The organism is Pseudomonas sp. MEJ086 (assembly GCF_030209025.1).
GTDB lineage: Bacteria > Pseudomonadota > Gammaproteobacteria > Pseudomonadales > Pseudomonadaceae > Aquipseudomonas > Aquipseudomonas fulva_A.
In genome coordinates this window covers 186,709-211,043 of sequence record NZ_JARVSV010000024.1, presented here as the reverse complement: position 1 = coordinate 211,043, position 24,335 = coordinate 186,709, and the positions used below count along the sequence as shown (strand labels likewise).

General features: G+C 63.6%; 23 protein-coding genes. 11 read left to right on the top strand and 12 right to left on the bottom strand.

Translation table 11 applies throughout. From position 1 onward, the window contains the following. Positions 1 to 488: 488 nt before the first annotated feature. Genes QRN22_RS16100 through QRN22_RS16090 form a run of 3 tightly spaced genes read right to left on the bottom strand, consistent with a single transcriptional unit; the run spans position 489 to position 3,524 of the window. Positions 489 to 1,796, bottom strand: a complete 1,308-nt coding sequence (locus tag QRN22_RS16100; protein WP_042556177.1) for a CitMHS family transporter — start codon at positions 1,794 to 1,796, stop codon at positions 489 to 491. 55 nt (positions 1,797 to 1,851) lie between these two features. Beyond that, on the bottom strand, positions 1,852 to 2,175 hold the full coding sequence (locus QRN22_RS16095) for an AtuA-related protein (RefSeq protein ID WP_042556178.1): 324 nt from the start codon (positions 2,173 to 2,175) through the stop codon (positions 1,852 to 1,854). Next, the gene (locus QRN22_RS16090) at positions 2,175 to 3,524 is read right to left on the bottom strand and encodes an acyclic terpene utilization AtuA family protein (protein ID WP_082045896.1); all 1,350 of its coding nucleotides are present in this window, start codon (positions 3,522 to 3,524) and stop codon (positions 2,175 to 2,177) included. The genes QRN22_RS16095 and QRN22_RS16090 overlap by 1 nt, the downstream gene beginning before the upstream one ends. 105 nt (positions 3,525 to 3,629) lie before the next feature. Between QRN22_RS16090 and QRN22_RS16085 the strand changes: the two genes are divergently transcribed. Then, on the top strand, positions 3,630 to 4,520 hold the full coding sequence (locus tag QRN22_RS16085; RefSeq protein ID WP_082045897.1) for a LysR family transcriptional regulator: 891 nt from the start codon (positions 3,630 to 3,632) through the stop codon (positions 4,518 to 4,520). A 64-nt stretch (positions 4,521 to 4,584) separates the two neighbouring features. On the opposite strand, the gene QRN22_RS16080 is transcribed toward QRN22_RS16085, so the two are convergent. Then, the gene (locus QRN22_RS16080; protein ID WP_042556180.1) at positions 4,585 to 6,210 is read right to left on the bottom strand and encodes a methyl-accepting chemotaxis protein; all 1,626 of its coding nucleotides are present in this window, start codon (positions 6,208 to 6,210) and stop codon (positions 4,585 to 4,587) included. Between the two features lie 174 nt (positions 6,211 to 6,384). On the opposite strand from QRN22_RS16080, the gene QRN22_RS16075 reads away from it, so the two are divergent. The 3 genes from QRN22_RS16075 (at position 6,385) to rimI (ending at position 8,890) form a co-directional block, all read left to right on the top strand. Further along, a complete protein-coding gene (locus QRN22_RS16075) occupies positions 6,385 to 7,515 on the top strand; it encodes a lactonase family protein (protein WP_042556181.1) in 1,131 nt (376 codons plus the stop codon). Between the two features lie 116 nt (positions 7,516 to 7,631). Continuing rightward, positions 7,632 to 8,441 carry an energy transducer TonB gene (locus tag QRN22_RS16070; protein WP_156152791.1) on the top strand — a complete coding sequence of 270 codons (810 nt, stop codon included), beginning with the start codon at positions 7,632 to 7,634 and terminating at the stop codon, positions 8,439 to 8,441. Further along, positions 8,438 to 8,890 carry a ribosomal protein S18-alanine N-acetyltransferase gene (gene rimI, locus QRN22_RS16065; protein WP_042556182.1) on the top strand — a complete coding sequence of 151 codons (453 nt, stop codon included), beginning with the start codon at positions 8,438 to 8,440 and terminating at the stop codon, positions 8,888 to 8,890. Before QRN22_RS16070 ends, rimI begins: the two co-directional genes overlap by 4 nt. A 4-nt stretch (positions 8,891 to 8,894) precedes the next feature. Here the strand turns inward: rimI and QRN22_RS16060 are convergent, their stop codons facing one another. After that, on the bottom strand, positions 8,895 to 9,146 hold the full coding sequence (locus QRN22_RS16060; protein WP_042556183.1) for a hypothetical protein: 252 nt from the start codon (positions 9,144 to 9,146) through the stop codon (positions 8,895 to 8,897). 176 nt (positions 9,147 to 9,322) lie between these two features. Here QRN22_RS16060 and can point away from each other — a divergent pair, with 176 nt between their 5' ends. Further along, positions 9,323 to 9,964: a carbonate dehydratase gene (gene can, locus QRN22_RS16055; protein ID WP_042556184.1), complete on the top strand. Its 642-nt coding sequence runs from the start codon at positions 9,323 to 9,325 to the stop codon at positions 9,962 to 9,964. After that, a complete protein-coding gene (locus QRN22_RS16050) occupies positions 9,961 to 10,908 on the top strand; it encodes a DMT family transporter (protein ID WP_042556185.1) in 948 nt (315 codons plus the stop codon). The genes can and QRN22_RS16050 overlap by 4 nt, the downstream gene beginning before the upstream one ends. A gap of 562 nt (positions 10,909 to 11,470) precedes the next feature. On the opposite strand, the gene QRN22_RS16045 is transcribed toward QRN22_RS16050, so the two are convergent. Next, a complete protein-coding gene (locus tag QRN22_RS16045) occupies positions 11,471 to 12,388 on the bottom strand; it encodes an ABC transporter substrate-binding protein (protein ID WP_052493860.1) in 918 nt (305 codons plus the stop codon). Positions 12,389 to 12,760: 372 nt separating this feature from the next. Between QRN22_RS16045 and QRN22_RS16040 the strand changes: the two genes are divergently transcribed. After that, positions 12,761 to 13,486: a hypothetical protein gene (locus QRN22_RS16040; RefSeq protein WP_082045905.1), complete on the top strand. Its 726-nt coding sequence runs from the start codon at positions 12,761 to 12,763 to the stop codon at positions 13,484 to 13,486. A 28-nt stretch (positions 13,487 to 13,514) separates the two neighbouring features. Here QRN22_RS16040 and QRN22_RS16035 read toward each other — a convergent pair whose 3' ends face one another. Beyond that, positions 13,515 to 13,853 (bottom strand): zinc ribbon domain-containing protein YjdM, encoded by a 339-nt coding sequence (locus QRN22_RS16035; RefSeq protein ID WP_042556186.1) that lies wholly within the window; start codon positions 13,851 to 13,853, stop codon positions 13,515 to 13,517. 475 nt (positions 13,854 to 14,328) lie between these two features. On the opposite strand from QRN22_RS16035, the gene QRN22_RS16030 reads away from it, so the two are divergent. After that, positions 14,329 to 15,222: a YihY/virulence factor BrkB family protein gene (locus QRN22_RS16030; RefSeq protein ID WP_042556187.1), complete on the top strand. Its 894-nt coding sequence runs from the start codon at positions 14,329 to 14,331 to the stop codon at positions 15,220 to 15,222. Here the strand turns inward: QRN22_RS16030 and QRN22_RS16025 are convergent. Both QRN22_RS16025 and QRN22_RS16020 read right to left on the bottom strand, forming a co-directional pair. Continuing rightward, entirely contained in the window at positions 15,215 to 15,697 is a 483-nt protein-coding gene (locus QRN22_RS16025; protein ID WP_042556188.1) for an LEA/WHy family protein, read from the bottom strand. The genes QRN22_RS16030 and QRN22_RS16025 overlap by 8 nt on opposite strands. Before the next feature lie 58 nt (positions 15,698 to 15,755). After that, positions 15,756 to 16,391 (bottom strand): TetR family transcriptional regulator, encoded by a 636-nt coding sequence (locus tag QRN22_RS16020; protein ID WP_042556189.1) that lies wholly within the window; start codon positions 16,389 to 16,391, stop codon positions 15,756 to 15,758. Positions 16,392 to 16,592: 201 nt separating this feature from the next. Here QRN22_RS16020 and QRN22_RS16015 point away from each other — a divergent pair, with 201 nt between their 5' ends. The 3 genes from QRN22_RS16015 to QRN22_RS16005 are packed head-to-tail and all read left to right on the top strand — an operon-like array spanning position 16,593 to position 22,350. Beyond that, positions 16,593 to 17,741 (top strand): efflux RND transporter periplasmic adaptor subunit, encoded by a 1,149-nt coding sequence (locus QRN22_RS16015; protein ID WP_042556190.1) that lies wholly within the window; start codon positions 16,593 to 16,595, stop codon positions 17,739 to 17,741. Positions 17,742 to 17,755: 14 nt separating this feature from the next. Beyond that, positions 17,756 to 20,899: an efflux RND transporter permease subunit gene (locus tag QRN22_RS16010; RefSeq protein ID WP_042556191.1), complete on the top strand. Its 3,144-nt coding sequence runs from the start codon at positions 17,756 to 17,758 to the stop codon at positions 20,897 to 20,899. Next, on the top strand, positions 20,896 to 22,350 hold the full coding sequence (locus QRN22_RS16005) for an AdeC/AdeK/OprM family multidrug efflux complex outer membrane factor (protein ID WP_042556192.1): 1,455 nt from the start codon (positions 20,896 to 20,898) through the stop codon (positions 22,348 to 22,350). Before QRN22_RS16010 ends, QRN22_RS16005 begins: the two co-directional genes overlap by 4 nt. Positions 22,351 to 22,416: 66 nt before the next feature. Here the strand turns inward: QRN22_RS16005 and QRN22_RS16000 are convergent, their stop codons facing one another. The 3 genes from QRN22_RS16000 to QRN22_RS15990 form a co-directional block, all read right to left on the bottom strand. Further along, positions 22,417 to 23,076, bottom strand: a complete 660-nt coding sequence (locus QRN22_RS16000; protein WP_042556193.1) for a DedA family protein — start codon at positions 23,074 to 23,076, stop codon at positions 22,417 to 22,419. Positions 23,077 to 23,266: 190 nt separating this feature from the next. Continuing rightward, complete coding sequence (locus QRN22_RS15995) at positions 23,267 to 23,701, bottom strand: hypothetical protein (protein WP_156152793.1); 435 nt, start codon at positions 23,699 to 23,701, stop codon at positions 23,267 to 23,269. A 120-nt stretch (positions 23,702 to 23,821) separates the two neighbouring features. Continuing rightward, positions 23,822 to 24,184: an RcnB family protein gene (locus QRN22_RS15990; protein WP_052493861.1), complete on the bottom strand. Its 363-nt coding sequence runs from the start codon at positions 24,182 to 24,184 to the stop codon at positions 23,822 to 23,824. Positions 24,185 to 24,335: the final 151 nt, after the last annotated feature.

Genomic DNA, 24,335 nt, shown 5'->3' with positions numbered 1-24,335 from the left:
CCGCCATCGCACCGCCCGCAAGCGGGCTCCTACGCGTAGCAAGATCACCTTGATCTGTAGGAGCCGGCTTGCCGGCGAATAGCGGCCATGGCGCAGATACCGGCAATGCCCGCCATCGCATCGCCCGCAAGCGGGCTCCTACGCGTAGCAAGATCACCTTGATCTGTAGGAGCCGGCTTGCCGGCGAATGGCGGCCATGGCGCAGATACCGGCAATGCCCGCCATCGCATCGCCCGCAAGCGGGCTCCTACGCATAGCAAGATCACCGTGATCCGTAGGAGCCGGCTTGCCGGCGAATGGTGGTCATGGCGCGGATACCGGCAATGCCCGCCATCGCATCGCCCGCAAGCGGGCTCCTACGCTTGGCACGATCACCGTGATCCTGTAGGAGCCGGCTTGCCGGCGAATGGTGGCCATGGCGCAGATAAAGGCAATGCCCGCCATCGCACCGCCCGCAAGCGGGCGTCTACGGCTTCGCGCGGGCTCGCTCAGACCGTCACCACCCCCAGCAGCACCGCCGAGGCCAGCATGATCAGGCTGATGCCCCAGGCCCACAGCACGGTGTAACGGATGTGCTTGTACAGCTCGACACCGGCCAGGCCGATGGCCAGGTACACGCTGGGTACCACCGGGCTGACGCCGAAGCCGGTGTTTTCGCCGATCAGCATGGCACTGGCCACGGCGGCCGGGTCGACGCCAGCCGCTACCGCGACATCACGAATCACGGGCAGCAGTGCGAAGTAGTAAGCATCCGGCGAGAACAGCATGCCCAGCGGCACGCCGAAAGCGCCGATGATCACGTGAATCCAGTTGGCCGAGCCTTCGGGCAGCACGTTGATCATCCAGTGGGCCATGCCATCGGACATGCCGGCACCGGCCAGTACCCCGAGCAGGATGCCGGCAGCGAGCATCACCAGGGCCATTTGCATGGCATCGGTGGCGTGTGCGCGCAGGGCGCGGTTCTGTTCGTCCAGGCTTGGATAGTTGAGCAGTAACGCCACCCCCAGGCCGACCATGAAACAGGCGAACAGCGGGAAAGCACCGGTGAACAGGCAGGCCAGGATGCCCGCGGTCAGCGCCAGATTGGCCCAATAGAGCCAGGTATTGGGGGGCAGCATCTGCGAGGTGTCGGGCAGCGGCGCGTCGGCCGGTTCGCTGTCATCGATCACACCACCGCTGGCGGCGAAGCTGCGTTGCGCGCGCAGGCCGAGAAATACCGCCAGCGACATCACCAGAGCAAGGCCGATGGCCTGGATCGGGATCAGCGATATCCACAGCTGCGAGGCATCCAGCCCGGACACCGCGGCAGCGCGCGTGGTGGTGCCGCCCCAGGGCACCATGTTCATCACCCCGGCGCTGAGCACCACCAGGCAGAGCAGCATCTGCCGGCTCATGCCCAGGCGCAGGTACAGCGGCAGCAAGGCGGGAATCACCAGCAGAAAGGTGGCGGCGCCGATGCCGTCCAGATGAGTGACCGCCGTCACCGCGACGGTAACGATGGCGACCGCCAGCGGACGACCCTTGGTGCTTTTGAGCAGGAAACGCACCAGCGGGTCGAACAGACCACGATCACGCATGATGCCGAAATACAGAATGGCGAAGATGAACAGCGTGGCTGTAGGCGCCACGGTCTTCAGCCCTTCGGTGATGAACGTGCCGATTTGCGCGGGCGCGAAACCGGCCAGCAGGCAAGCGATGACCGGCAGTGTGACGAAGGCCACCAGCGGGGTGATGCGGCGCATCAGAATCAGGATGACGATGGCGAACATCAGGGTGAAACCGAGTGCGGTGATCATGACGATCTCTCCGGTTTTATTATTGTTGGAGTCGCGGGTCTGGCGTTGGGTGAGCTCAGGAGGGCGTGGGAAGCCTCAGGTCAAGCAGGGCATAGCTGAGGCTCTTGCCATGCCGGTCGATGCCGGGGCTGGCGTTGACGCCGCCCTCCAGGGCGTTTTCCACCACGAAGTTGAGGCCGCCCAGGTTCGGCAGCTCATAACGGCGTACGCTGCCGATCCGCCGGTGGGCCAGGCAGCCCGCCACGCGTTCGCTGGTCAGCTCGGCGACCAGCCAGGCGTAATGCGCCGGGTCATAGGCGAACACTGCCACGCTGAGGATGTTGCCCTTGTCGCCTGCGCGAGCGTGGGCGTAATCGCATAGCAATACCGTATCGCTCATCAGAACCACTCCACCTGTTGCTGCACCGCGGTGCGTGGGATTAAGAAACTCGCCGTGCCCAGGGATTCGCTCAGATGCCGGCGCACACCGCCGCCGCCCGCCGGGCCGTTGGTGTAGAGCGACTCGGCGTCGAGCAGAAGGTTTTCCAGCAGTGCCCTGTCGTGGTCGACGAAGCTGATGCGCAGGCGCACATCCTGCGGGTCCGCTGCGTTGGCCAGGCGCTGCTGCAGCCACTCGCCTCGCGCGTCGTTGAACAGGCTGGCGACCCCAATCAGATCGATCCAGGGCGTGAGCCGCGGCGCCAGGCGGGCGCAGCGCTGCAGCAGAATGTCCCGGGCCAGGGCGGCGCGGGCGAGGGCGCCGGGCCCTGCGTAAGAGATTTCCGCCTCGGCGAACCAGTTGCCACGCAGACCGACCAGCCCTTTCAGTTCGGCGGGGCGTGGATGACCGCGTATGCCTTCTACCTCTACACGATCAGGACCGACCTGCCGAACTGTTGCCTGGCTCAGGTCGAGAGTCACGTCCGGGGTCAGGTAGGCAGCGGGGTCATGGACTTCATAGAGCAACTGCTCCTTGACCGTGCGTTCGCTGACGCAGCCACCGGTGCCGGCGGCTTTGCCGATGGTCACACGGCCGTCGGCCTGGACGCTGGCGATCGGGCAACCGACGTTGGCCAGATCCGGCACATCCTTGAGGCCCGGATGGGCGAAGTAGCCACCGCTGACCTGGGTGCAGCATTCCAGCAAATGGCCAACCGCAGTGGCCAGGGCAATGCGGTCCCAATCCTCGGCCTGCCAGCCGAAGGCATGGCGTAGCGGGCCAACCGCCAGGCTTGGGTCGGCCACGCGCCCGCAAAGGACGATGTCGGCACCTTCGTCGAGGGCCTGGGCGATGCCATCGGCACCGGTGTAGACGTTGACCGACACCACCTCGCCGTCGAGTGTCTCTGGCAGCCAGCGTCGTAGCACCTCGCCCGACCCGAGCAGATCGTCACCCAGTACGCAGGCAATTCGCGCCGCTGCGAAGCGGCCAGCCTGCAGTTGCTTGCGCAGGCGCCGGGCCGCAGCGCTGGGATTGGCCGCGCCGCCATTGGTGATGATCGGGATGCCGGCAGCCAGGCAGATATCCAGCACAGGCTCGAGAAAGTCGAATAGGCGGGTGGCGTAGCCGCTTTCCGCGTCAGCCAGGCGACGAAGCTGCGCCTCGGCCAGGGTGCGTTCGGCGAGCAGTTCGAAGAACAGGAAGCGGCGGCCGTCACGAGCGGCCAGATCGCTCGCCAGCGCCAGGGCGGCATCGGGTCTATCGTTGGCGAAGCCTGCCCCGCAACCGATATGGACTGTTGTCATCATTATTGATCCAGGTCGAGGTCGGGTGTCAGCCTGCAGCGTCTGGATTTAGTTGTGAATTCGAAATGTGATATCAATTGATAAGTTAATTTTATAAAAGCAGTGGCCATGGATATCAGCTTTCGCCAGCTTCAAGCCTTCGTGCTGATCGCCGAGCAGCGCAGCTTCAGTCGCGCTGCCGAGCAGATCCATCTGTCGCAACCGGCTCTGAGCTACAGCCTGCGCAAGCTCGAGGAGGCGCTGGGGCTGTCGCTGTTCGCGCGCAACACCCGCAGCGTGGAGCTGACCGAGGCCGGGGTGCGTTTTCTCGAACAGGCCCGCCGCTTGCTGCGCGACATGCACAACGCGGTGCACGACGCCCACGAACAGTTGCATTTGCAGAGCGGTTCGCTGCGTATCGCGGTGTTGCCCTCGGTCGCCATCGAGCCGCTGCCCCGGGTGCTGGTCGACTATCGCCAGCGCTATCCCGGGATCGAGATCAGCCTGCGCGATGGCCGCGCCGGGGAAATCCGTCAGTGGGTGAGCAACGCCGAAGTGGACTTCGCCATCACCTCGGTGGCGGACGAGCCCGGTGTGCTGGATTTTCAGCCCCTCTACGACGACAGCCTGGTGCTGCTGGTGCGAGGCCTGGCCAGGCTGCGTGGCGCAAAATTGGTGGCCGCCCTGCAGGCTCTCGATTACGTGGCCACTACCCGGGATACCAGCCTGCGCACCATGGCCGACCAGACTCTCGAACGCATGGGCCTGCTGCGCGAGCCAGCGTGGGAGGTCGCCTACATGAGCAGCGCAGCCGCATTGGCGCGGGCAGGGCTGGGCTATGCGTTGCTGCCGGCGAGCGTGGCCGACACCTTCAATGGCGATGGCAGCCTGTCCGTCCATCCGCTGCCGGCTGCACCGCCCCGTGGCATTGGCGTGCTGCAACGCAAACCCTGCTACCTGAGCCCACCGGCCCAGGCTTTCGTCAGCCTGCTCAAGCAGCAGGCGGGTGCGACCGCTTGATCGACGCCTGCCCTGAATGAAAAAAGGATCGCCGCGGCGATCCTTTCTCTGACTCAGGTTTTGCTCAGACGCTGAAGCGCCCGACCAGGCGGCTGAGGTCCGCCGCCAGGCGGGACAGCTCATGGCTGGATGCGCTGGTCTGGTGGGCGCCCGTGGCGGACTGTACCGACAGGTCTCGGATGTTCACCAGGTTGCGGTCGACTTCGCGGGCCACCTGAGCTTGCTCCTCCGCCGCGCTGGCGATCACCAGGTTGCGTTCGTACATCTCGCTGATCCCGTTGGTGATGTCGTTCAACGCCGTGCCGGCGCTCTGTGCCAGCTCACGGGTCTCGCGAGCCCTGCTGGTGCTGGACTGCATGGAGGTAAGCGCCTGGCTGGCGCCGGTACGCATGCTGGAAACCATCTGCTCGATTTCCTGGGTGGAGTTTTGCGTACGGTGGGCCAGCGCCCGTACTTCATCGGCCACTACCGCGAAGCCGCGCCCGGACTCACCGGCACGTGCCGCTTCGATGGCGGCATTGAGCGCCAGCAGGTTGGTCTGCTCGGCGATGGCGCGAATCACGTCCAGCACCTTGCCGATTTCCTGGGATTGCTCGGCTACGCGCTGCACCAGTGTGGAGGTGCCTTCCACTTCCCCGGACAGGCCGCTGATGGCCGCGATGGTTTCCGATACCCGGGTCTGGCCGACCTGGGCCGACTGGTTGGACGCCTTCGAGGCCTCCGAGGTCGATACCGCGTTGCGTGCGACTTCATCCACCGCCGCGCTCATCTCATTGACGGCGGTGGCGGCCTGTTCGATCTCGTCGTTCTGCTGCTGCAGCCCGCGACCGGCTTCCTCGGTCACCATGTTGAGCTCTTCGGCAGCCGCTGCCAGCTGAGTCGAGGAGCCGGAAATCTCTGCCAGGGTCTCGCGCAAGCGCTGTTGCATCTGCGCCAGCGAGGTCTGCAACTGGCTGACTTCGTCACGGCCGTCGACTTCGATGCGCTTGGTCAGGTCGCCGTCGGCCACGTGCTGCGCCGCCTGTACGGCGTTCTTCAGCGGCCCGACGATGCTGCGCGTCAGCAACCAGGCCAGCAGTACGGTCACCAGAGCGGCGAGCAGAATCACGGCGATGACCACCAGCCGCGACTGGGCATATTCCTCGGCCGAGACCTTGCCTTCGTTTTCGATGCCCTTGCCGTAAATCTCTCCCAGCTCGGCGAGTTGTGCCCCGGTGCCATCGACGACCGGTTTCATGTCCACCAGTAACAGCTTGTTCAGTGCTTGCCGATCGCCGCTGCGCGCCAGCACGAAGGATTCACCCATGCCCCGCTGATACGCGGCGAAGTCCTTGCGAAACTGGTCGTAGATCCGCTGTTCGTCCGGTGTGTCGACGAAGGGCTCGAAGTCCTGGATGTTCTGCATCAGGACCTTGTTGCGCGCTTCGTACTGGCCGACGTAGGTGTCGATGTTCTTGGGATCGGGGTCGAGTGCCACGCGCAAGGAAATGGTGCGGATGCGCAGCATGTTTTCGCGAATGGTATCGACGGTACGGATGCTGGGCACCCAGTCGGTCTCGATGGTGGACGCCCGGTCGCGAATGCTCGACATGGTGATCAGCGAGAAAATGCCGAGGAAAGCCACCATCAGCGCGATCAAGGCAAATCCAAGGGCAGCTCGAGGAGCAATGTTCAAATTGCGTAATGACATGAAAGCCTCGTTGTTCGGGCAGATATTGTTGTAATTCTTTGAGCGTATCGGCTGCCGCCTGTCGGGCTTGAGCATCAACGCCAGCGGGAGTCCAGTAGCTCTACACTTGCCGTAATAATTATGTAGTCATACGATGACTGACCACAATAATCACAACAGACAGGCCACTCGATCATGTTCAAGCCGCTCCTGCTTGCCGCTGCGCTGACCTCGGCACTTGCCGCACCCGTCCATGCCGCCACCACGTTCGCCTACATCTCCAGCCCCAATGACGGCCTGATTTCCCAGTACCGCCTGGACGAAAGCAACGGTGCCATCGCGCTCGTCGAGCAAACGGCGGCGGGGGACAAGGTCAACCCGATGGCCCTTTCACCGGACGGCAAGACGCTCTTCGCCGCACAACGCGTCGCACCGTTCACCGTGCTGGTGTACAGCATCGATGGCAAAACCGGGCGCCTGCACAAGCGCGGCCAGGCGCCGTTGGCCGATAGCCTGGCGTACCTGTCGACCGACCGCAGCGGGCGGTTTCTGATGGGCGCGTCCTATGGCGGTGCGGTACTCACCGTTCAGGCCATCGATGCCGAGCAGCGTGTGTCGGAAAAGGCCGAGGTCTACAAGACCGGCCCGTTCGCCCACTCGATCCGCAGCGACATCAGCGATCGCTTCGTCTACGCCGGCAACCTGGGCGTCGACAAGGTGCTGCAGTTCAGCCAGGACAAGCAAACCGGCGCGCTGACGCCCATCGGTGAGGGCTTCGCCAGCACCGCCGCGAAGACCGGCCCACGGCATATCGCCTTCTCACCCAATGGCAAGTTCCTCTATGTGGTCGGTGAGCTCAGCGGTAGCGTCACCGGCTACGCCATCGATCCCGACTCTGGCGCATTGAAGGAAGTCGCCCTTGCCGAGGGCGTTCCCGAGAGCCTGGGGCTGGCGCGGGGCGAGGCCCGCAGCGCGGCCAACAACGACCTCAAGGATGACCCAACGCCCCGTATCTGGGCTGCCGATATTCGTCTGTCGCCAGATGGCACGCTGCTGTACATCACCGAGCGCACCACCAGTTCGGTCTCGGCCTTCAAGGTCGATCCACGGAGCGGTGGCCTGAGCTACATCGGCAATTACCCGCTCGAGGAAAAGCAGCCGCGCAACATCGCCTTCTTTCCGAGCGGCAAGTGGCTGCTGGTGACTGGTGAGAAAAGCCAGACCGTGGGCAGCTACGCGATTGGCGAGAACGGTAGCCTCAAGCGGGTCGGTGAGGCCCCAGCCGGTGATGGCGCGTTGTGGATCGAGATCCTGCAGCGGCCCTGATCGCACGGCCAGGCAAGGGCGCCTCGGTGATCCTTTGGATCATTGGGGCTACCCGCAGCAGGCGATTCACGCGACAATCACCGCCCTCGAAAATCGAAGTGCCGGGTACCTGACGTTTGAACACCGAGCTGCGACGCCGCGCCTATCTGGATGCCATGCAAGTGGCCAGTTGGCTGCCCCGTGTCGAACTGCCGTTCGCGGCACCTTCGCGGCCCGAGTTGCTGGTTGCTGTCGAGCCACAGCCGGAGCCTGAAGTGGCCGTGGCACCACAGCCGCAGGCCAAGGCACCGGTAGCCGCGCCAGTGGTGGCACCCGCCGGCAACGAGGTGGTTCGCGAGCGGCCACGCATCGAGGTGCCCAAACCCGGTTCTGCAGCCAAGGCCAGTGAGCCCGCGGCGACCGCTGAAGTCAGTGCGCCGCCGCCCCGAGAACGCCCGGCTCCTCCACCGCGTTTCGCCTTGCAGTTGTTGCGTGCCGGCAGCTGTGCGCTGCTGGTCGAGCTTCCCACGGGCGAGCCGTTCCAGAGTCGCGATCCGGCCTATCTGCTGCTCAAGGACCTGTTGCGCGCCGCCGGCCTGCCGGACGCCCCGCAGATCGTTGGCGAACCGGTGCGCTGGCCCTTGCTGGTGCGCGGCAATATGGATCAGGGGCCACAGGCAGCCCTGGATTTCGTGCAGAGCTTCATCGGTGCGCGCCTGGAGGAGCAGGAGCCCTGCGCCTGCCTGTGGCTGATCGGCCTGCCGGCGATTCGTTTCGCCGGCGACGCTGACGCCGAGGCCTACAACCGCGAGTTGCAGGTCGAGGAGTTGGGCGCCGCCTGGGCGCTCCCTGGCCTGGAACTGCTGATGGACGAGCCTCAGCGCAAGCGCGAGCTGTGGCAGGCCATGCAGCGGGTGCGGCGGCGCTGGCTGGAGGCATCGGCATGAGTGACGCGATCTCCTTCCGCCGGGCCACCGAGGCGGATATCGACGCCGTGCTGAAGATCGAATACGCGGCCTTCAGTCATCCCTGGACGCGCGGCATCTTCCTCGACAGCCTGAAATCCTACGAAGTCTGGCTGATGTTCGAAGGTGGCCAGCAGGTCGGCCACGGGGTGATCAACGTGATCATCGACGAGGCGCATCTGCTCAACATCACCGTCAAGCCGGAAAGCCAGGGCCGTGGGCTGGGCCTGCGCCTGCTCGAGCATCTGATGGAGCGTGCCGCTCAGCTCAAGGCGGGGGAATGCTTTCTCGAAGTGCGCTCCAGCAATCAGGCCGCCTACCGCCTTTACGAGCGCTACGGCTTCAACGAGATCGGCCGGCGCCGCGATTACTACCCGGCGCCGGGCGGCCGCGAAGACGCGCTGGTGATGGCCTGTACGCTGGTCGAGTGATCGCTCAGCGGCGTGCCTGACGGCGCAGCTCGCGCTCGTCATCGACCAGGCTCAGGTCGTATTCATCCGATAGGGGCGGCGGCTGCACGGCATCACGCTGATCATCGGTCTCCCGGGCCTCGTCGTCCCCCTGGTTGGCGAGCGTACGGGTAGGGCCTGTTTCGCGCAGACTCGGCGGAATCTCTTCCACCCGGTCCCAGAGAATGGGCGGTTCGCCAACTGGCGGCACGCGGTTTTCAAGCTGTTTGTCCGTCATCACGAACTCCGGATCTGTCGATGGCTACAGTCAGTGGACGGCCTTGTCGGCTGAAAGATTCAGCGTTTCGTATGCCTCGCCGTGGCCTTCGGTGCACGCGCCAGGGTGGAAATCGCCTTGTCAAAAAGGGCAGCGCATCCGTATGGTGCACATCGATCTTTCCGCGAGCCACCGGCATGAGCGACCTGAAACACCTGTTCGACAACAATGAGCGCTGGGCTGAAAACATCACCCACAACGACCCGGACTTCTTTCCCCGCCTGGCTCGCCAGCAGACGCCCGAGTATCTGTGGATAGGCTGTTCGGACGCCCGCGTGCCCGCCAACGATATCGTCGGGCTGCTGCCCGGTGAGCTGTTCGTGCATCGCAATGTGGCGAACGTCGTGCTGCACACCGACCTCAACTGCCTGTCGGTCATCCAGTACGCGGTCGACGTACTCAAGGTCAAACATGTGCTGGTCACCGGCCACTACGGTTGTGGCGGCGTACGCGCAGCCATGCACGACACGCAGTTCGGGCTCATCGATGGCTGGCTGCGCAACATCCGTGACCTGTATTACGAGCAGCACGAGCACCTGGCTGCGCTGGCCGACGAGGAAGCACGGGTCGATCGCCTTTGCGAACTGAACGTGATGAAGCAGGTGGCCAACGTCAGCCGCACCAGCATCGTCCAGAATGCCTGGCACCGTGGTCAGCCGCTGTCGGTGCACGGCTGCATCTACGGCCTCAAGGATGGGCGCTGGAAAGACCTCGACGTGACCGTCACCGGTGCCGAGCAACTGCCCGAGCAGTACCGTCTGCGCCCCTTGCAATCATGAGTGGCGGGGGACACTCCCGCCAGCTGGCGATTGCCGGTGTGCTGGTGGCGGTGCTGTGCTGGGCGGGCAATGCCTTGGTGGCCCGAGCCTTCGCCGGAGAGATTCCGCCCCTGGCCCTGGCGTTCTGGCGCTGGAGCCTGGCGCTGGTCATCGTGCTGCCGTTCGTGGTGCTGCCGTTGTGGCGTCATCGCGCGGCACTGCGGCATGCCGGCTGGCGCCTGCTGGTCATCGCCGCATTCGGCATCGCCGGCTACAACACCTTTCTATACAGCGCAGCGCAGACCACTGCCGCGATCAACATCACCCTGGTCAACACCTGCATTCCGCTGGTGACCTTCATCTTCGCCGGGCTGCTGCTTGGCGAGTGGCCAGCCCGCCGCGCCTGGTGGGGCATGGCCCTGGCAGTGCTGGGGCTGCTGGTGCTGATCTGCCGGGGGGACTGGCAGACCCTGGCCGGGCTGGCGTTCAACCGTGGCGACCTGATCATGTTGCTGGCGGTGCTCGACTGGGCGCTCTACACCGTCCTGCTGCGCCGCTGGGCATCCTACCTGGCGCCGATCCCGCCGCTGGCGCTGCTGGGCACCTTCATGCTGCTCGGCGTGCCGCTGATCCTGCCGCTGTACCTTTACGAACTGGCCAATGGCGCTCAACTGCTGGCGACTCCCGCCAACCTCGCCGCCATCGCCTACACGGCGGTGTTCGCTTCGCTGGTGGCGTATCTGGGCTGGAACCATGGCGTGAAGGTGCTCGGTGCCTCGACGGCGGCCATGGGCAACTACCTGATGCCGGTGTTTACCGCGATTCTCGGCTGGATTCTGCTCAACGAGGCCCTGCAACTGTTCCACTGGCTGGGCGGCGCCATGATCTTCGCGGGCCTGCTCCTCGCCACACTGCCAAAACGCTCGACCCTGGCGACCAATCACGCACCGCGCGCGGCGCCGTAGGGGAGGAAACCCAGCACCACAGGCCACGGCCCGAGGTACTGAACCGCATGCTTTGGACCTCCAGCCACCATCGGGGTTGAATGGTTTTGGTGGGCTAAAGCGCCACCCTACGGCTTATGCCCTGGGGAGTAAGGTGGGTTTCAGCGCAGCACCACAGGCCACGGCCCGAGGTACTGAACCGCATGCTTTGGACCTCCAGCCACCATCGGGGTTGAATGGTTTTGGTGGGCTAAAGCGCCACCCTACGGCTTATGCCCTGGGGAGTAAGGTGGGTTTCAGCGCAGCACCACACCCCACGGCCCGAGGTACTGATCCGCGTGCTTTGGACCTCCAGCCACCATCGGGATTGAATGGTTTTGGTGGGCTAAAGCCCCACCCTACGGTTTATGCCCCTGGGAGTAGGGTGGGTTTCAGCGCAGCACCACAAGCCACGGCCCGGTGTGCTGAACCGCGTGCTTTGGACCTCCAGCCACCATCGGGGTTGAATGGTTTTGGTGGGCTAAAGCCCCACCCTACGGTTGATGCACCTAGGGGTAGGGTGGGCTTCAGCCCACCGGCATTGTCAGCGATAAGCCGCCAGCACCTGGTCGATCTGCAGGTCCAGGCTCTGCAGACCACCGCCTGAGAGGTACCAGAGCGCCGGGTCCAGGTAGACGATACGCTTGGCCTGGGCAGCTGGTGTGGTGGAGAGCGGCGAATGGGCCAGGGTGTCGACATCCAGCGGTGTGGCACCGATGGCCGCGCTGCGGTCGATGATGAAGATCACTTCCGGGTTGGCGGCGGCGATGGTCTGCGCGGTGACCGCTTGCGGGCGTTGGCGAGGCGCGCCGGGTGCCTGCGGTGCGGGTGCGGGCAGGGTGCGCTGGGCCTGCAACAGCGAATAGATCACCGGTTGCTCGGTCGGCGAGAAGCGGCCATCGTTGTGGGTCAGCACCAGCGTGCGCTTGTTCGAGGCTGCGACGACGTCGCGCGCCTTGTCGGCTTTGCTGCGCAGTGCGGCGAGCGCCTGCTGCGCCTCGGCGGATTTGTCGAAGAGCTGCGCGAGCAGATTGACGTTATGAGCCACCCCCGCGAAGTAGTCCCCTGCGGTGATGCCCATGTCCAGAGTCGGTGCCACCTGCTGCAGCGCATCGCGACTTTCGCCCTGACGCCCGGTGATCAGGATCAGTTGCGGCTGAAGGGCGCGTACCGTGTTCACGTCCGGGGTCTTCATGCCACCGGCGTCGCGCAGCTTGCCGGCCTTGTCGGCCAGATAGGGCGGCACGCTGGCAGGCGTCGCCACCACGCGATCACCGACGCCCAGGGCGATCAAGGTGTCGTAGCTGCCGTAATCGAAACTGACCACCCGTTGTGGGTCGCGAGCGACGTCGACCTGCCCGTCGGCCTGGGCAACGCTGACGGTGCTGGCGCGTTGCTGGGTGTCGTGGCTGCAACCGGCGATGGCCAGGGCGAGCAGTGTAAACAGAGTGACCTTCTTCACCTCGATGATGCTCCTTGTCGTGATGGATCGCGGCTGACGTGCCGTCATCCTCAGGGCGGGGACCATAGCATTCGAGGCTGATCGAGAAGCTTTCTCAACGGGTAAAGATTGCAAACGCAGCGCAGCGCAGGCCTTTTACCTCGGGCTTTGTAAGGCTAATTTCAGGTGCTGGAAAACTTTGCACGATATTCGGGGGTCTATGTCGTTGGCTGGCGTGCGTCTCGACGCGGCGCCGTAACGGGCATAAATGCAGAACCTTGCTACTGTTATGTCATCTGCGGAAGGATGGATCGTGAGTTAATGGATTACTCGCACGTCTCTCGAGCTTACCAAACGGGTACCGCCACCACGCTGGCGGCGTTTTTCGTGTCTATGCGCAGCGCCCGCTGGCAGGGCGTGATGCTGCTGGTGCTGGTGCTCTCTCTGGGGGGCTGCGCCCGTAACCAGGACAACCGCGCCTTCCTCAGCAACAGTTCGCCCGCAGCGCCCAGCGAACTGTTCCAGACCCATTCCGACCGCCTTGCCACCATCGGCATGCGCAACAACCTGAACAGCCTCTACCGCGTGATGGGCAAGCTTTACCAGCGCAATCCACGGGAATGGCGCAAGAGCGGTCTCGGTGATCGTGAGGCCACCCAGCGTGCGGTGCAGCAGGCCATCGAGCAGGGCAGGCCGCCGGCGTCACTGGACGGCAGGCAGGACATCGTGGCCCTCAGCTACGCGCTGAGCCCGGAGTTTCAGGGAGACAGGGTCGGCGCGTTCATCTATGCCATCGGCAGCATGCTGGTCACCGCCCATGGCGGCAACACCCAGTTCTACATCACCGATACCATCGACGCGCAGTTCGTGCACAACGCTGCGCGCAATATCGAGAAGGCCACCTGGCTGCTGGCGACCCGGCGCGATGCCCAGGGCAATCCGTTGCTGTTGTCCAACGAGCTGTCCGAGCAGGGGCGCAACCTGAGCTTCGCCGTGGAGTTCGGCAAGATCGTCGCGCGCCTGGATTACCTCAGCGACGTGCTCGACGAGCGCTACCGGCGTATCGGCGTGAACTACGCCCACAGCCTGATGTTCCTGAACTTCCTGCCGGTGCAGTGAGCGCTCGCCTCGGCGAGCGCTCAGCGGGTCAGACCTTTCTGACGAACTCGGACTTGAGCTTCATCGCGCCGATCCCGTCGATCTTGCAGTCGATGTTATGGTCACCATCGACCAGGCGGATGCCCTTGACCTTGGTACCGACCTTGACCACCAGCGACGAGCCCTTGACCTTGAGGTCCTTGATCACGGTGATGGTGTCACCGTCCTGCAGCACATTGCCGACCGAATCCTTGATCACCTTGACGTCATCGGCCGCTTCGCTGGCATTGGCCGACCATTCGTGGGCGCATTCCGGGCAGACCAGTTGGGTGCCGTCTTCGTAGGTGTATTCGGAGTTGCAGGCGGGGCAGGGTGGCAGCGTGCTCACGGGGGATCCTTCTGAGACCAATGATAAAAAGGCCGCAGATTATATAGGGTTTTAGCCGTGGCCGGTTGATCGCGGCAGACGATCGGGGTTCTTGCCTGTCCGGTTGTGACGAATTGTCAACGAATCCGAAGGGCTGCGTCCTGTCAGGTAAGCTCGTCGGCGCAGCGCGTTCGAGAGCGCGCACGGATAACCCGAACTCATGCCGAGTTCGGTACCTCCAACCGTTAGGACCTGTTCACGATCTGCGGCACCTCGGCCCTGCGGCGTTGAAAACAAACTGGATTGCCAGCCCAGTCGGAATGCTGACTTACAGTTCGTAAACGCCGCTTCCTCGATTATTTTCGCCTTGTATGGCGCGAGCTCGCCAAGCGTGAACAGGCTCTGTAGCAGCCGTCTGATCCGGGATCGGGCGCTGCATCTGCCGATGATTCACCGGGCCGCGAGCGTGCGGGCCGGCATAGCCAGTGGAGGCGCTATGTTTTTACCCAAGTTAGAGGGTGTCAGCCTGTTCCAGGTGATGAAGAAAACGGTGAGTGACTTCATCGAGGACGAGCTGCCCACCTACGCGTCGGCCCTAGCCTTCCAGATGTTCTTCTCGTTGTTTCCCTTTCTGTTGTTTCTGGTCGCGCTGATCAGCCTGCTGGACATGCAACCGTTCTTCGACTGGCTGCGCCAACAGGCGGAGCTGGTGCTGCCGCAGTCCACGGTGGAGCTGGTCAACCCGGTCATCGATCAGTTGCAGACCCAGAAAGCCGGCCTGTTCTCCATCGGTATCGTGGTAGCGCTGTGGACGGCTTCGTCGGCGGTGCGCTCGACCATGGACGCGATGAACAAGGCCTATGGCGTGAAAGAGGGGCGCAAGCCCTGGAAGCGCATCCCCCTGTCGCTGCTCTACACCATCGGCATCGCCGCTGCCCTGCTCACCGCTGCCGCGCTGATGGTGCTCGGCCCGCAGGTGATGAGCTGGCTGGCGCAGCAGATCGGCATCGAGCAGATCGTCGTTACCCTGTGGAACTGGCTGCGCTGGCCGGTGGCGATTTCCCTGCTGATGATCGTCGTGGCGGTGGTGTACTTCGTGGCGCCGGATGTCGAGCAGCGCTTCCGCTTCATCACCCCGGGCTCGGTGCTGGCGGTGGTGGTGTGGATCGCCGCATCGCTGGGCTTCGCCTATTACGCGCAGAACTTCGCCAACTACAACGCCACCTACGGCAGTATCGGGGCGATCATCATCTTCCTGCTGTACCTGCACATCTCCTGTGCGGTGCTGTTGTTCGGCGCCGAGCTCAATGCGGTGATCGAACATTTCTCGAAAGAAGGCAAGGCGCCGGGCGACAAGGAGATCCTGCCGGAAAACGAGCCCACTACCTGACGCTGGGCTGTGCCGGTGGCCAGGTCAGTTGCCCGCTGTCGCTGAAGCGGCGGGTACCGAAGAGGCCATCGGCGAGCTTGCCGCGCAGTTGATACGGCAGGCTCTGGCCAGGTTGATGGGCGCTGGCGCCCCAGGCTTGGCGGAACACCGAATAGGCGGAGATGGTCACCGGTACGCTGATCACGGTTTCGCCGAAGCGCGGTACCTGGCCGCTCTGGTCGCTGACGCCCCGGGCGAGGGGCTGATCATTGATATCCAGTTGCAGCGACACGCCATTGAAGTCGATGGCGCTTTCATTGGGGTTTTGCACCCGCAGCTTCATCGCGAAACGAACCTCCAGGCCCTCGCCCGGTAGGGGCTCTAGGCCGACCAGGTCGATGTGCAGCGGGTCGCGTGGCGCCCAGTTGGCGCAGGCGCCGAGGGTCGCCACCAGCAGCAGGATGCTCAGGTGACGCAGGGATGCGGCGAAGCGCATGGCATATCTCCGATGGCAGTCGATCATGCAGTTGTGACCGCACTCGACCGAGTTCGGCTCAGGCTGTGCGCAGTGCCTTGCTGTGCAGAAGCATGTCGATCATCGCTTCCACCATGGCATGGGCGTGGGCGCCGAGGTCATAGGCTTCCGGGTTGAGCAACCAGTGTGCCTGGATGCCGTCCATATAGGCGTGCAGGCAGATGGCGGCTCGCTGGCAGTCGAGATCGGCAGGCAACTGGCCGCGGTTCACGGCATTGCGTAACGTCTTTGCAATGCGCTGATCGCAATCTTGGTTGAATGTTTGCATCTGTTGGCGCAGGTCGCCGAGTTCGGCGGTGTATTCGCATTTGTATTGCAGGATTTCTCCAACCCGGCGGCACTGGGCGTCGCTGTACATGCGCAGCAGCAGTTGCACCAGTAACTGGCGCATGCTGCCCAACGGGTCGGGCTCGTCTTCGCTCTCGCAGGCCCGGGCCAGCTCTTCCTGGGGCAGCATGAGGCGGTCCAGCATGGCCTGGAACACGTCCACCTTGTTCTGGAAGTGCCAATAGATGGCGCCTCGAGTCACACCTGCCGAGGCCGCGATATCGGCCAGCGAGGTGCTGGAAACGCCTTTGGCATAGAACACCCGCTCCGCTGCATCAAGGATGTGCGCTCGGGTTTCTTCGGCTTCCTCTTTGGTGCGTCTCACCATCTGGCAGGTCCCAGGAAATGAAAAAGTGGATGAAAACCCCGTCTCAGGGTCTGAGGCAGACCACAGTGTTACACAAAAGATGCGTTTACAAACATTCTCGGATGTAAGTATATTTACCACCTATCTCCCAGTATCCACCTCGGCTATCTGCCAGGTACCGCCCGTGCGGCTCGAATCAATATGAAAATGAGGTCCTTTCAGATGCAGAAGAAGCCAGCCTTCGCCGCTATGGTTTCCGCTATCGCTCTGGCCACGCTGACGCTCGCTGGTTGCAGCGAAGACGCCGCGCCACCACCGCAACAGGCGCCTACCGTCGGTATCGTCACCCTGCAGGCCGAGCCCTACACGCTGACCACCGAACTGCCGGGCCGCACCGCCGCCTTCCGTATCGCCGAAGTGCGTCCGCAGGTCGATGGCATCATCCAGAAGCGTCTGTTCCAGGAAGGTTCTGAAGTCAAGGCTGGCCAGCAGCTGTACCAGATCGATGCGTCGGTCTATGAAGCCGCTGCCAAGAGCGCCCAGGCGACCCTGGCTTCGGCCAAGTCGCTGGCCGAGCGCTACAAGGATCTGGTCGCCGACCAGGCCGTGAGCCGTCAGGCCTACGATGAAGCCCAGGCTGCCCGTCTGCAGGCCGAAGCGTCGCTGGAGCAGGCGCGCATCAACGTGCGTTACACCAAGGTGATGGCGCCCATCGCCGGTCGCGTCGGTCGTTCCGCGGTCACCGAGGGTGCCCTGGTCAGCAACGGCCAGACCAACGCCATGGCGACCATTCAGCAACTCGATCCGATCTACGTCGACGTGACTCAGCCCACCAAGGATCTGCTGCGTCTGCGCCGCGAGCTGGAAAGCGGTCAACTGCAGAAGGCAGGCGACAACGCCGCCAAGGTTCAACTGCGTCTCGAAGACGGCAGCAACTACGAGCATGAAGGCACCCTGGAATTCTCCGAAGTGTCGGTCGACGAGGGCACCGGTTCGGTCACCCTGCGCGCCGTGTTCCCCAACCCGGATCACAACCTGCTGCCCGGCATGTTCGTGCATGCGCGCCTGGCTGCCGGTGTGAACAAGCAAGCCATCCTCGCGCCCCAGCAAGGCGTCACCCGCAACTCCAAAGGTGAGCCGACCGCCCTGGTGGTCAATGCCGAGAACAAGGTCGAGCTGCGTCAGCTCAAGGCCGAGCGCACCGCGGGCAACCGCTGGCTGATCCTCGAAGGCCTGAACCCTGGCGACAAGCTGATCACCGAAGGTCTGCAGTTCGTGCAGCCAGGCGCCGAGGTGAAGACCACCGACGCGAAGAACGTGGCAGAACCGCAGCAGCAGGCGTCGGCTTCCGACCAGGCTGACAACCGCTAAGGAGCGATTTCACGATGTCGAATTTCTTCATCGACAGGCCCATCTTCGCCTGGGTGATCGCGCTGGTGATCATGCTGGCGGGCGGTCTGTCCATCCTCAAGTTGCCGGTCAACCAGTACCCGAGCATCGCGGCCCCCGCCGTGAGCATCCAGGTCAACTACCCGGGTGCTTCCGCACAGACCGTGCAAGACACCGTGGTCCAGGTGATCGAGCAGCAAATGAACGGTATCGACGGGCTGCGTTACATCAGCTCGGCGAGCAACTCCGATGGCAGCATGGAGATCACCGTTACCTTCAACCAGGGTACCAACCCGGACATCGCTCAGGTTCAGGTCCAGAACAAGCTGCAGCTTGCTACTCCGCTGCTGCCTCAGGAAGTGCAACAGCAGGGCCTGCGCGTCACCAAGGCCGTGAAGAACTTCCTGCTGGTCATCGGCGTGGTTTCCACCGACGGCAGCATGACCAACCAGGATCTCTCCAACTACATCGTCGCCAACATGCAGGACCCGATCTCCCGTACCTCGGGCGTCGGTGACTTCCAGGTGTTCGGTGCCCAGTACGCCATGCGTATCTGGCTGGATCCGGCCAAGCTCAACAACTTCCAGCTGACTCCGGTCGACGTGCGTAGCGCGGTCGAAGCGCAGAACGTGCAGATCTCCTCCGGTCAGTTCGGCGGCCTGCCTGCTGGCCCGGGTCAGCAACTCAACGCCACCATCATCGGCAAGACCCGTCTGCAGACCCCGGAGCAGTTCCGCGAGATTCTGCTCAAGGTCAACCGTGACGGTTCCCAGGTTCGTCTGGGCGATGTCGCCCGAGTCGAGCTGGGCGGCGAGAACTACAACATCCGCGCCCAGTTCAACGGCAACCCGGCATCGGGTCTGGCGATCAAGCTGGCCACCGGGGCCAACGCCCTGGATACCGCCAAGGCGATTCGCGCGACCATCGATGAGCTCAAGCCTTTCTTCCCGGCCGGGATGGAAGTGGTCATGCCGTACGACTCCACCCCCGTGGTGCAGGAGTCCATTCACGGCGTGATCATGACCCTGATCGAAGCCTTCGTGCTGGTCTTCCTGGTCATGTACCTGTTCCTGCAGAACTTCCGTGCGACCCTGATCCCGACCCTCGCCGTACCGGTGGTGTTGCTGGGTACCTTCGGTGTGCTCGCGGTATTCGGCTACAGCATCAACACCCTGACCATGTTCGCCATGATCCTGGCCATCGGCCTGCTGGTGGACGACGCCATCGTGGTGGTGGAAAACGTCGAGCGGGTCATGCGCGAGGAGGGGCTCTCGCCACTCGAAGCGACGCGCAAATCCATGGGCCAGATCCAGGGCGCGCTGGTGGGCATCGGCGTGGTGCTGTCGGCGGTACTGCTGCCCATGGCCTTCTTCGGCGGCTCGGTGGGGGTCATCTACCGGCAGTTCTCCATCACCATCGTTTCGGCCATGGTGCTCTCGGTGATCCTCGCCCTGATCTTCACCCCGGCGCTGTGCGCCACCATGCTCAAGCCCATCGCCAAGGGCGACCATCACGAGAAGCGTGGTTTCTTCGGCTGGTTCAACCGCACCTTCGAGCGTAGCGTCAACAGCTACGAGCGTGGCGTGCGTGGCGTGGTCAAGCGCAAGGCGCCGTTCCTGATCATCTATGCGGTGATCGTTGCGGTCGCGGGCTGGTTGTTCACCCTGATTCCCTCGGCGTTCCTGCCCGAGGAAGATCAGGGCGTGCTGTTCGCTCAGGTACAGACCCCGTCGGGTTCCAGCGCCGAGCGTACCCAGGCTGTCGTCGACGACATGCGCAAATACCTGCTCGAAGACGAGAAGGACGTGGTCAACTCGGTGTTCACCGTAACCGGCTTCAACTTCGCCGGCCGTGGCCAGAGTTCGGGCATGGCGTTCATCATGCTCAAGCCGTGGTCCGAGCGTACCGCTGCCGGTACCAGCGTTGCCGAGTTGGCGCAGCGTGCTCAGGGCCGGTTCTTCGGTGGTGAGTTCCGCGATGCCATGGTCTTCGCCTTCGCTCCGCCTGCGGTCATGGAGCTGGGTAACGCCACCGGTTTCAACCTGTTCCTGCAGGATCGCGCCGGCGTCGGCCAGGCTACCTTGAACGAGGCTCGTGACAAGTTCCTGCAACTGGCCAACCAGAGCCCTGTGCTGTCCAGCGTGCGGGCCAACGGTCTGCTCGACGAACCGCAGTACAAGCTGCTGATCGACGACGAGAAGGTGCGCACCCTGGGTGTCTCCCTGTCGGACGTCAACAGCACCCTGCAAATCGGTTGGGGTGGCAGTTACGTCAACGACTTCATCGATCGCGGCCGGGTCAAGAAGGTCTATCTGCAGGGTGAAAGCGACTCGCGCATGAACCCTGAAGACCTGAGCAAATGGCACGTGCGCAACGACCAGGGCCAGATGGTCCCGTTCAGCGCCTTCGCCACCGGCGAATGGACCTACGGGTCGCCCAAGCTGTCGCGCTACAACGGTGTGAGCGCCATCGAGATTCTCGGTGCGCCGGCGCCAGGGCACAGTTCGGGTGAGGCCATGGCCGAAGTCGAGCGCATCGCTGCCGAGCTGCCGCAGGGTGTCGGTTTCGACTGGACCGGTCAGTCCTACGAGGAGCGCTTGGCGGGTTCGCAGACGCTGGCACTCTATGCGCTGTCGCTGCTGGTGGTGTTCCTCTGCCTGGCGGCACTGTACGAAAGCTGGTCGATTCCGTTCTCGGTGATCCTGGTGGTTCCGCTGGGTATCCTCGGCGCCTTGCTGTTCACCCTGGGGCGTGGGTTGTCCAACGACGTGTTCTTCCAAGTGGGCCTGATCACCACCATCGGCTTGTCGGCGCGTAACGCGATTCTCATCGTCGAGTTCGCCAAGTCGCTGCACGAGCAGGGCATGAGCCATCTCGAGGCCGCGGTGGAAGCCTGCCGCATGCGTCTGCGTCCGATCATCATGACCTCGCTGGCCTTCATCCTCGGTGTGGTACCGCTGGCGATTTCCAGCGGCGCCGGTGCCGGCAGCAAGCACGCCATCGGTACGGGCGTGATCGGCGGCATGATCACCGCCGCGGTGCTGGCTATCTTCTGGATTCCGCTGTTCTATGTGGTCGTCAGCTCTATGTTCAAGGACAAGAGCGCCAAAAAAATCAACGATGAGGAGGCCGTCCAGTGAGGCAGTCCCTGTTGTCTCTGGCAGTCGCGGGCATCGTGCTCAGCGGCTGCACCATGATCCCCGACTACCAGCGCCCCGAGGCGTCGGTAGAGGCAGCCTGGCCCCAGGGCAAGGCTTACGAGGGCAGCAACGTGCAGGGCGCCGTCGCCGCAGCCGATCTCGGCTGGCGCGAGTTCCTGCGTGACCCGGCGCTGCAGCGTCTGGTGGAAACCGCGCTGAACAACAACCGCGACCTGCGCGTCGCCGCGTTGAACGTCGACGCCTATCGTGCCCAGTACCGCATCCAGCGATCCGAGTTGTTCCCCAACATCTCGGCCGATGGCAGCGGTACCCGTCAGCGCACGCCAGCCGATCTGTCGCAGACCGGCCGCTCCGCCGTGGGCGGGCAGTACAGCGCCACCGTCGGTGTGAATGCCTGGGAAGTCGACTTCTTCGGTCGCCTGCGCAGCCTCAACGAGCAGACCCTGCAGCAGTACTTCGCGACCGAAGAAGCGCAGCGCAGCACGCAGATCAGCCTGATCGCCAGTGTGGCCAACGCCTACCTGACCCTGCAGGCCGATGAAGCGCTGCTCAAGCTGACCCGCGAGACGCTGGGCACCTTCCAGCGCAGCCTGGAACTGACCCAGCGCAGCTTCGACGTCGGCGTGACCGATGCCCTATCTCTGAGCCAGGCGCGCACCTCGGTGCAGACCGCTCAGGCCAACCTGGCGCAGTACACCCGTCAGGTGGCGCAGGACCGCAACGCCCTGGGCGTGCTGCTCGGTGGCCCCGTGCCGGCCGATCTGCCGCAAGGCGAAGGCCTGAGCAAGCAGCTGCTGGCGGACGTTCCCGCTGGCCTGCCGTCCGATCTGCTGCAGCGTCGTCCCGACGTGCTGCAGGCCGAGCGTGAACTGCTCGCCGCCAATGCCAGCATCGGCGCCGCGCGTGCCGCGTTCTTCCCGAGCATCAGCCTGACCGCCAACGCCGGCACCGCCAGCAGCCAGCTGTCGGGGCTGTTCGATGGTGGTTCGGGTACCTGGCTGTTCCAGCCGCAGATCAACCTGCCGATCTTCACGGCCGGGCGTCTGCGCGCCAACCTCGACTATGCCGAGATCCAGAAGAACATCCAGGTGGCGACCTACGAGAAGGCGATCCAGACCGCCTTCCAGGAAGTCTCCGACGGCCTGGCTGCCCGGGGTACCTATGAAGAGCAACTGCAGGCGCAACGCAGCCTGGTGGCGACTTCCGAGAACTACTACGATCTCGCCGATCGCCGCTTCCGTACTGGCGTGGACAGCTACCTGACCCTGCTCGATGCGCAGCGCCAGCTGTTCAGCGCGCAGCAGGAGCTGATCGGTGTGCGTCTGTCGCAGCTCACCAGCGAGATCGAGCTCTACAAAGCGCTCGGCGGTGGCTGGAACGAACGTACCCAGACAGCCCCCGCACCTGCACCCGCCGCCCCGCAGTCCTGACCGACAGCGGCAAGGCAAGAAAAAGCCCCGGAATTCCGGGGCTTTTTCATGTCTGCGATTCGCCGGTCAAGGCGTCTGCACACGGGCCGAGCTGTTCATCTTGTGGCGGATCAGCTGGATCACGCCTGGCAGGATCGATACCACGATGATGCCGATGATCAGGTAGTGCAGGTTGCTCTGTACCGCCGGCAGGTTGCCGAAGAAGTAGCCGCCGTAAGTGAACAGGGTCACCCAGAGAATCGCCCCGACCACGTTGTAGGCCGCGAAGTGGGCGTAGTTCATGCGGCCCATGCCGGCGACGAAGGGCGCGAAGGTCCGCACGATGGGGACGAAGCGCGCCAGGATGATGGTCTTGCCGCCGTGCCGGGCATAGAAGTTCTGGGTCACCTCCAGGTGACTGCGGCGAAAGATCTTCGAGTCCGGGTTGCTGAACAGCTTCTGGCCCATGAAGCGGCCGATGGTGTAGTTCAGTGCGTCGCCGAGAATCGCCGCGGTGATCAGCAGCAGTACCAGCAGGTGCACATTCATGGTGCCGTGCACGGCGATGGCACCGGCCACGAACAGCAACGAGTCGCCCGGCAGGAAAGGGGTGACCACCAGGCCGGTTTCACAGAACACGATCAGGAACAGGATCGCGTAGATCCAGGTGCCGTACTGGGCGGTCAAGGCCGCCAGGTGCTGGTCGATATGCAGAATGAAATCGATAACCAGGTGAATGAATTCCATCGAGGGCTCCAACGATATGCGCAGCCCGGTGCGTTCAGGGGAGGGCTGCTTGAGGGCGGCATTATGCGCGCGTCAGCGTGCACAGGCGCGTGTTACAGGGTCAAGGCAGGGGTTTGAGCCGTCAGGCGGGCAAGCGTTCCGTGGATTGGTCGCAGCGCGACGAAAACCTTGAAACGGTAATGGGCTGCGCTCAGCGGCGCGGCTTCTCGGGGATCTGCAATTCGGTGGTTTGTGCTTCATTGGCCGGCATCGCCAGTGGCTCGTTGCCGTTGGGATCCTGCAAGGCACGTTGCCTGGCATTGGCCGCCATCTTCTCCGACCAGGCGACTTGCAGGTCGCGGTACTGCGGCGCGACCACGGCACTGTTGAGGCGTGCCTGCTCCTGCCAGAACGCCGCATCACCGCGCCACCAGGGATCTTCACCGGGCGCAGGCGGCTCGACCACCTGCGGCTTGTGCGTTGCAACGGCGGGCACCACCTCGAAGACCTCGGGCGCGGTCTGCTGCGGCGCACCTCGCAGCATGGCGAGCAGATAGGCACCGCCATACGCCAGCGCGGCACCAACGGCTATCGCCGTGGCACCGCGCATGAGCTCGCTACGATGGGTTCGAACTGAAGCTTTCATCATCCATCCCTAGAAGAGAAAGGGCCGACATATGATCATGGCGGAAACGTCAGTGAATAATAGCCATTTACGCGCCGCTGATAAGCTTTATTTCAGCGCCGGAACGCTGCGCCAGAGCGGTTACTTGCCCTTGATGATGCGCTGGATGGTGCCGGTGTTGTTATTCAACAACACATAGTCGGTACCGATCTTCACCCACTGCTCGTGTTCCTTGTCTTCCGGCTCGGGCAGGTCATGTTTTTTCAGGTCCTTGATGGCGTAATCCTCGCGCCAGTACTTGTGCGGCGCCGGGGTACCTTCCTTGAGATCACCGATGTGCATCGGGTCCTTGGCCTGCGGGTCTTCCTGATCAGGCTGCTGCTTGAGCACCTGCTCCTGATAGACCTCGCGGGCAGGTTCCTGCTCTGCAGGATCGGCCGCGTGGGCAAGGCCCGCGACCATCAGGCTGGCGAGCAGAACGCTGAGGGTATTGGTGGTTTTCATCGGTGACTCTCCTTAATCCGTGTCCATGATTATGGACAGGGGGAGGTTGCAGAAAACTCAACCTAAATTTTCACGGGCTATCGGCCGCCGGATATTTCGGACGTGCGGTGTTACGTACGGGAGGAGGGAGATCATACAACCGCCGAACGGT

Coding starts and splice junctions, on each gene's coding strand:
- QRN22_RS16100 (WP_042556177.1), bottom strand. CDS start 1,796: ATGATCACCGCACTCGGTTTCACCCTGATGTTCGCCATCGTCATCCTG.
- QRN22_RS16095 (WP_042556178.1), bottom strand. CDS start 2,175: ATGAGCGATACGGTATTGCTATGCGATTACGCCCACGCTCGCGCAGGC.
- QRN22_RS16090 (WP_082045896.1), bottom strand. CDS start 3,524: ATGATGACAACAGTCCATATCGGTTGCGGGGCAGGCTTCGCCAACGAT.
- QRN22_RS16085 (WP_082045897.1), top strand. CDS start 3,630: ATGGATATCAGCTTTCGCCAGCTTCAAGCCTTCGTGCTGATCGCCGAG.
- QRN22_RS16080 (WP_042556180.1), bottom strand. CDS start 6,210: ATGTCATTACGCAATTTGAACATTGCTCCTCGAGCTGCCCTTGGATTT.
- QRN22_RS16075 (WP_042556181.1), top strand. CDS start 6,385: ATGTTCAAGCCGCTCCTGCTTGCCGCTGCGCTGACCTCGGCACTTGCC.
- rimI (WP_042556182.1), top strand. CDS start 8,438: ATGAGTGACGCGATCTCCTTCCGCCGGGCCACCGAGGCGGATATCGAC.
- QRN22_RS16060 (WP_042556183.1), bottom strand. CDS start 9,146: ATGACGGACAAACAGCTTGAAAACCGCGTGCCGCCAGTTGGCGAACCG.
- can (WP_042556184.1), top strand. CDS start 9,323: ATGAGCGACCTGAAACACCTGTTCGACAACAATGAGCGCTGGGCTGAA.
- QRN22_RS16050 (WP_042556185.1), top strand. CDS start 9,961: ATGAGTGGCGGGGGACACTCCCGCCAGCTGGCGATTGCCGGTGTGCTG.
- QRN22_RS16040 (WP_082045905.1), top strand. CDS start 12,761: ATGCGCAGCGCCCGCTGGCAGGGCGTGATGCTGCTGGTGCTGGTGCTC.
- QRN22_RS16030 (WP_042556187.1), top strand. CDS start 14,329: ATGTTTTTACCCAAGTTAGAGGGTGTCAGCCTGTTCCAGGTGATGAAG.
- QRN22_RS16025 (WP_042556188.1), bottom strand. CDS start 15,697: ATGCGCTTCGCCGCATCCCTGCGTCACCTGAGCATCCTGCTGCTGGTG.
- QRN22_RS16020 (WP_042556189.1), bottom strand. CDS start 16,391: ATGGTGAGACGCACCAAAGAGGAAGCCGAAGAAACCCGAGCGCACATC.
- QRN22_RS16015 (WP_042556190.1), top strand. CDS start 16,593: ATGCAGAAGAAGCCAGCCTTCGCCGCTATGGTTTCCGCTATCGCTCTG.
- QRN22_RS16010 (WP_042556191.1), top strand. CDS start 17,756: ATGTCGAATTTCTTCATCGACAGGCCCATCTTCGCCTGGGTGATCGCG.
- QRN22_RS16000 (WP_042556193.1), bottom strand. CDS start 23,076: ATGGAATTCATTCACCTGGTTATCGATTTCATTCTGCATATCGACCAG.
- QRN22_RS15995 (WP_156152793.1), bottom strand. CDS start 23,701: ATGAAAGCTTCAGTTCGAACCCATCGTAGCGAGCTCATGCGCGGTGCC.
- QRN22_RS15990 (WP_052493861.1), bottom strand. CDS start 24,184: ATGAAAACCACCAATACCCTCAGCGTTCTGCTCGCCAGCCTGATGGTC.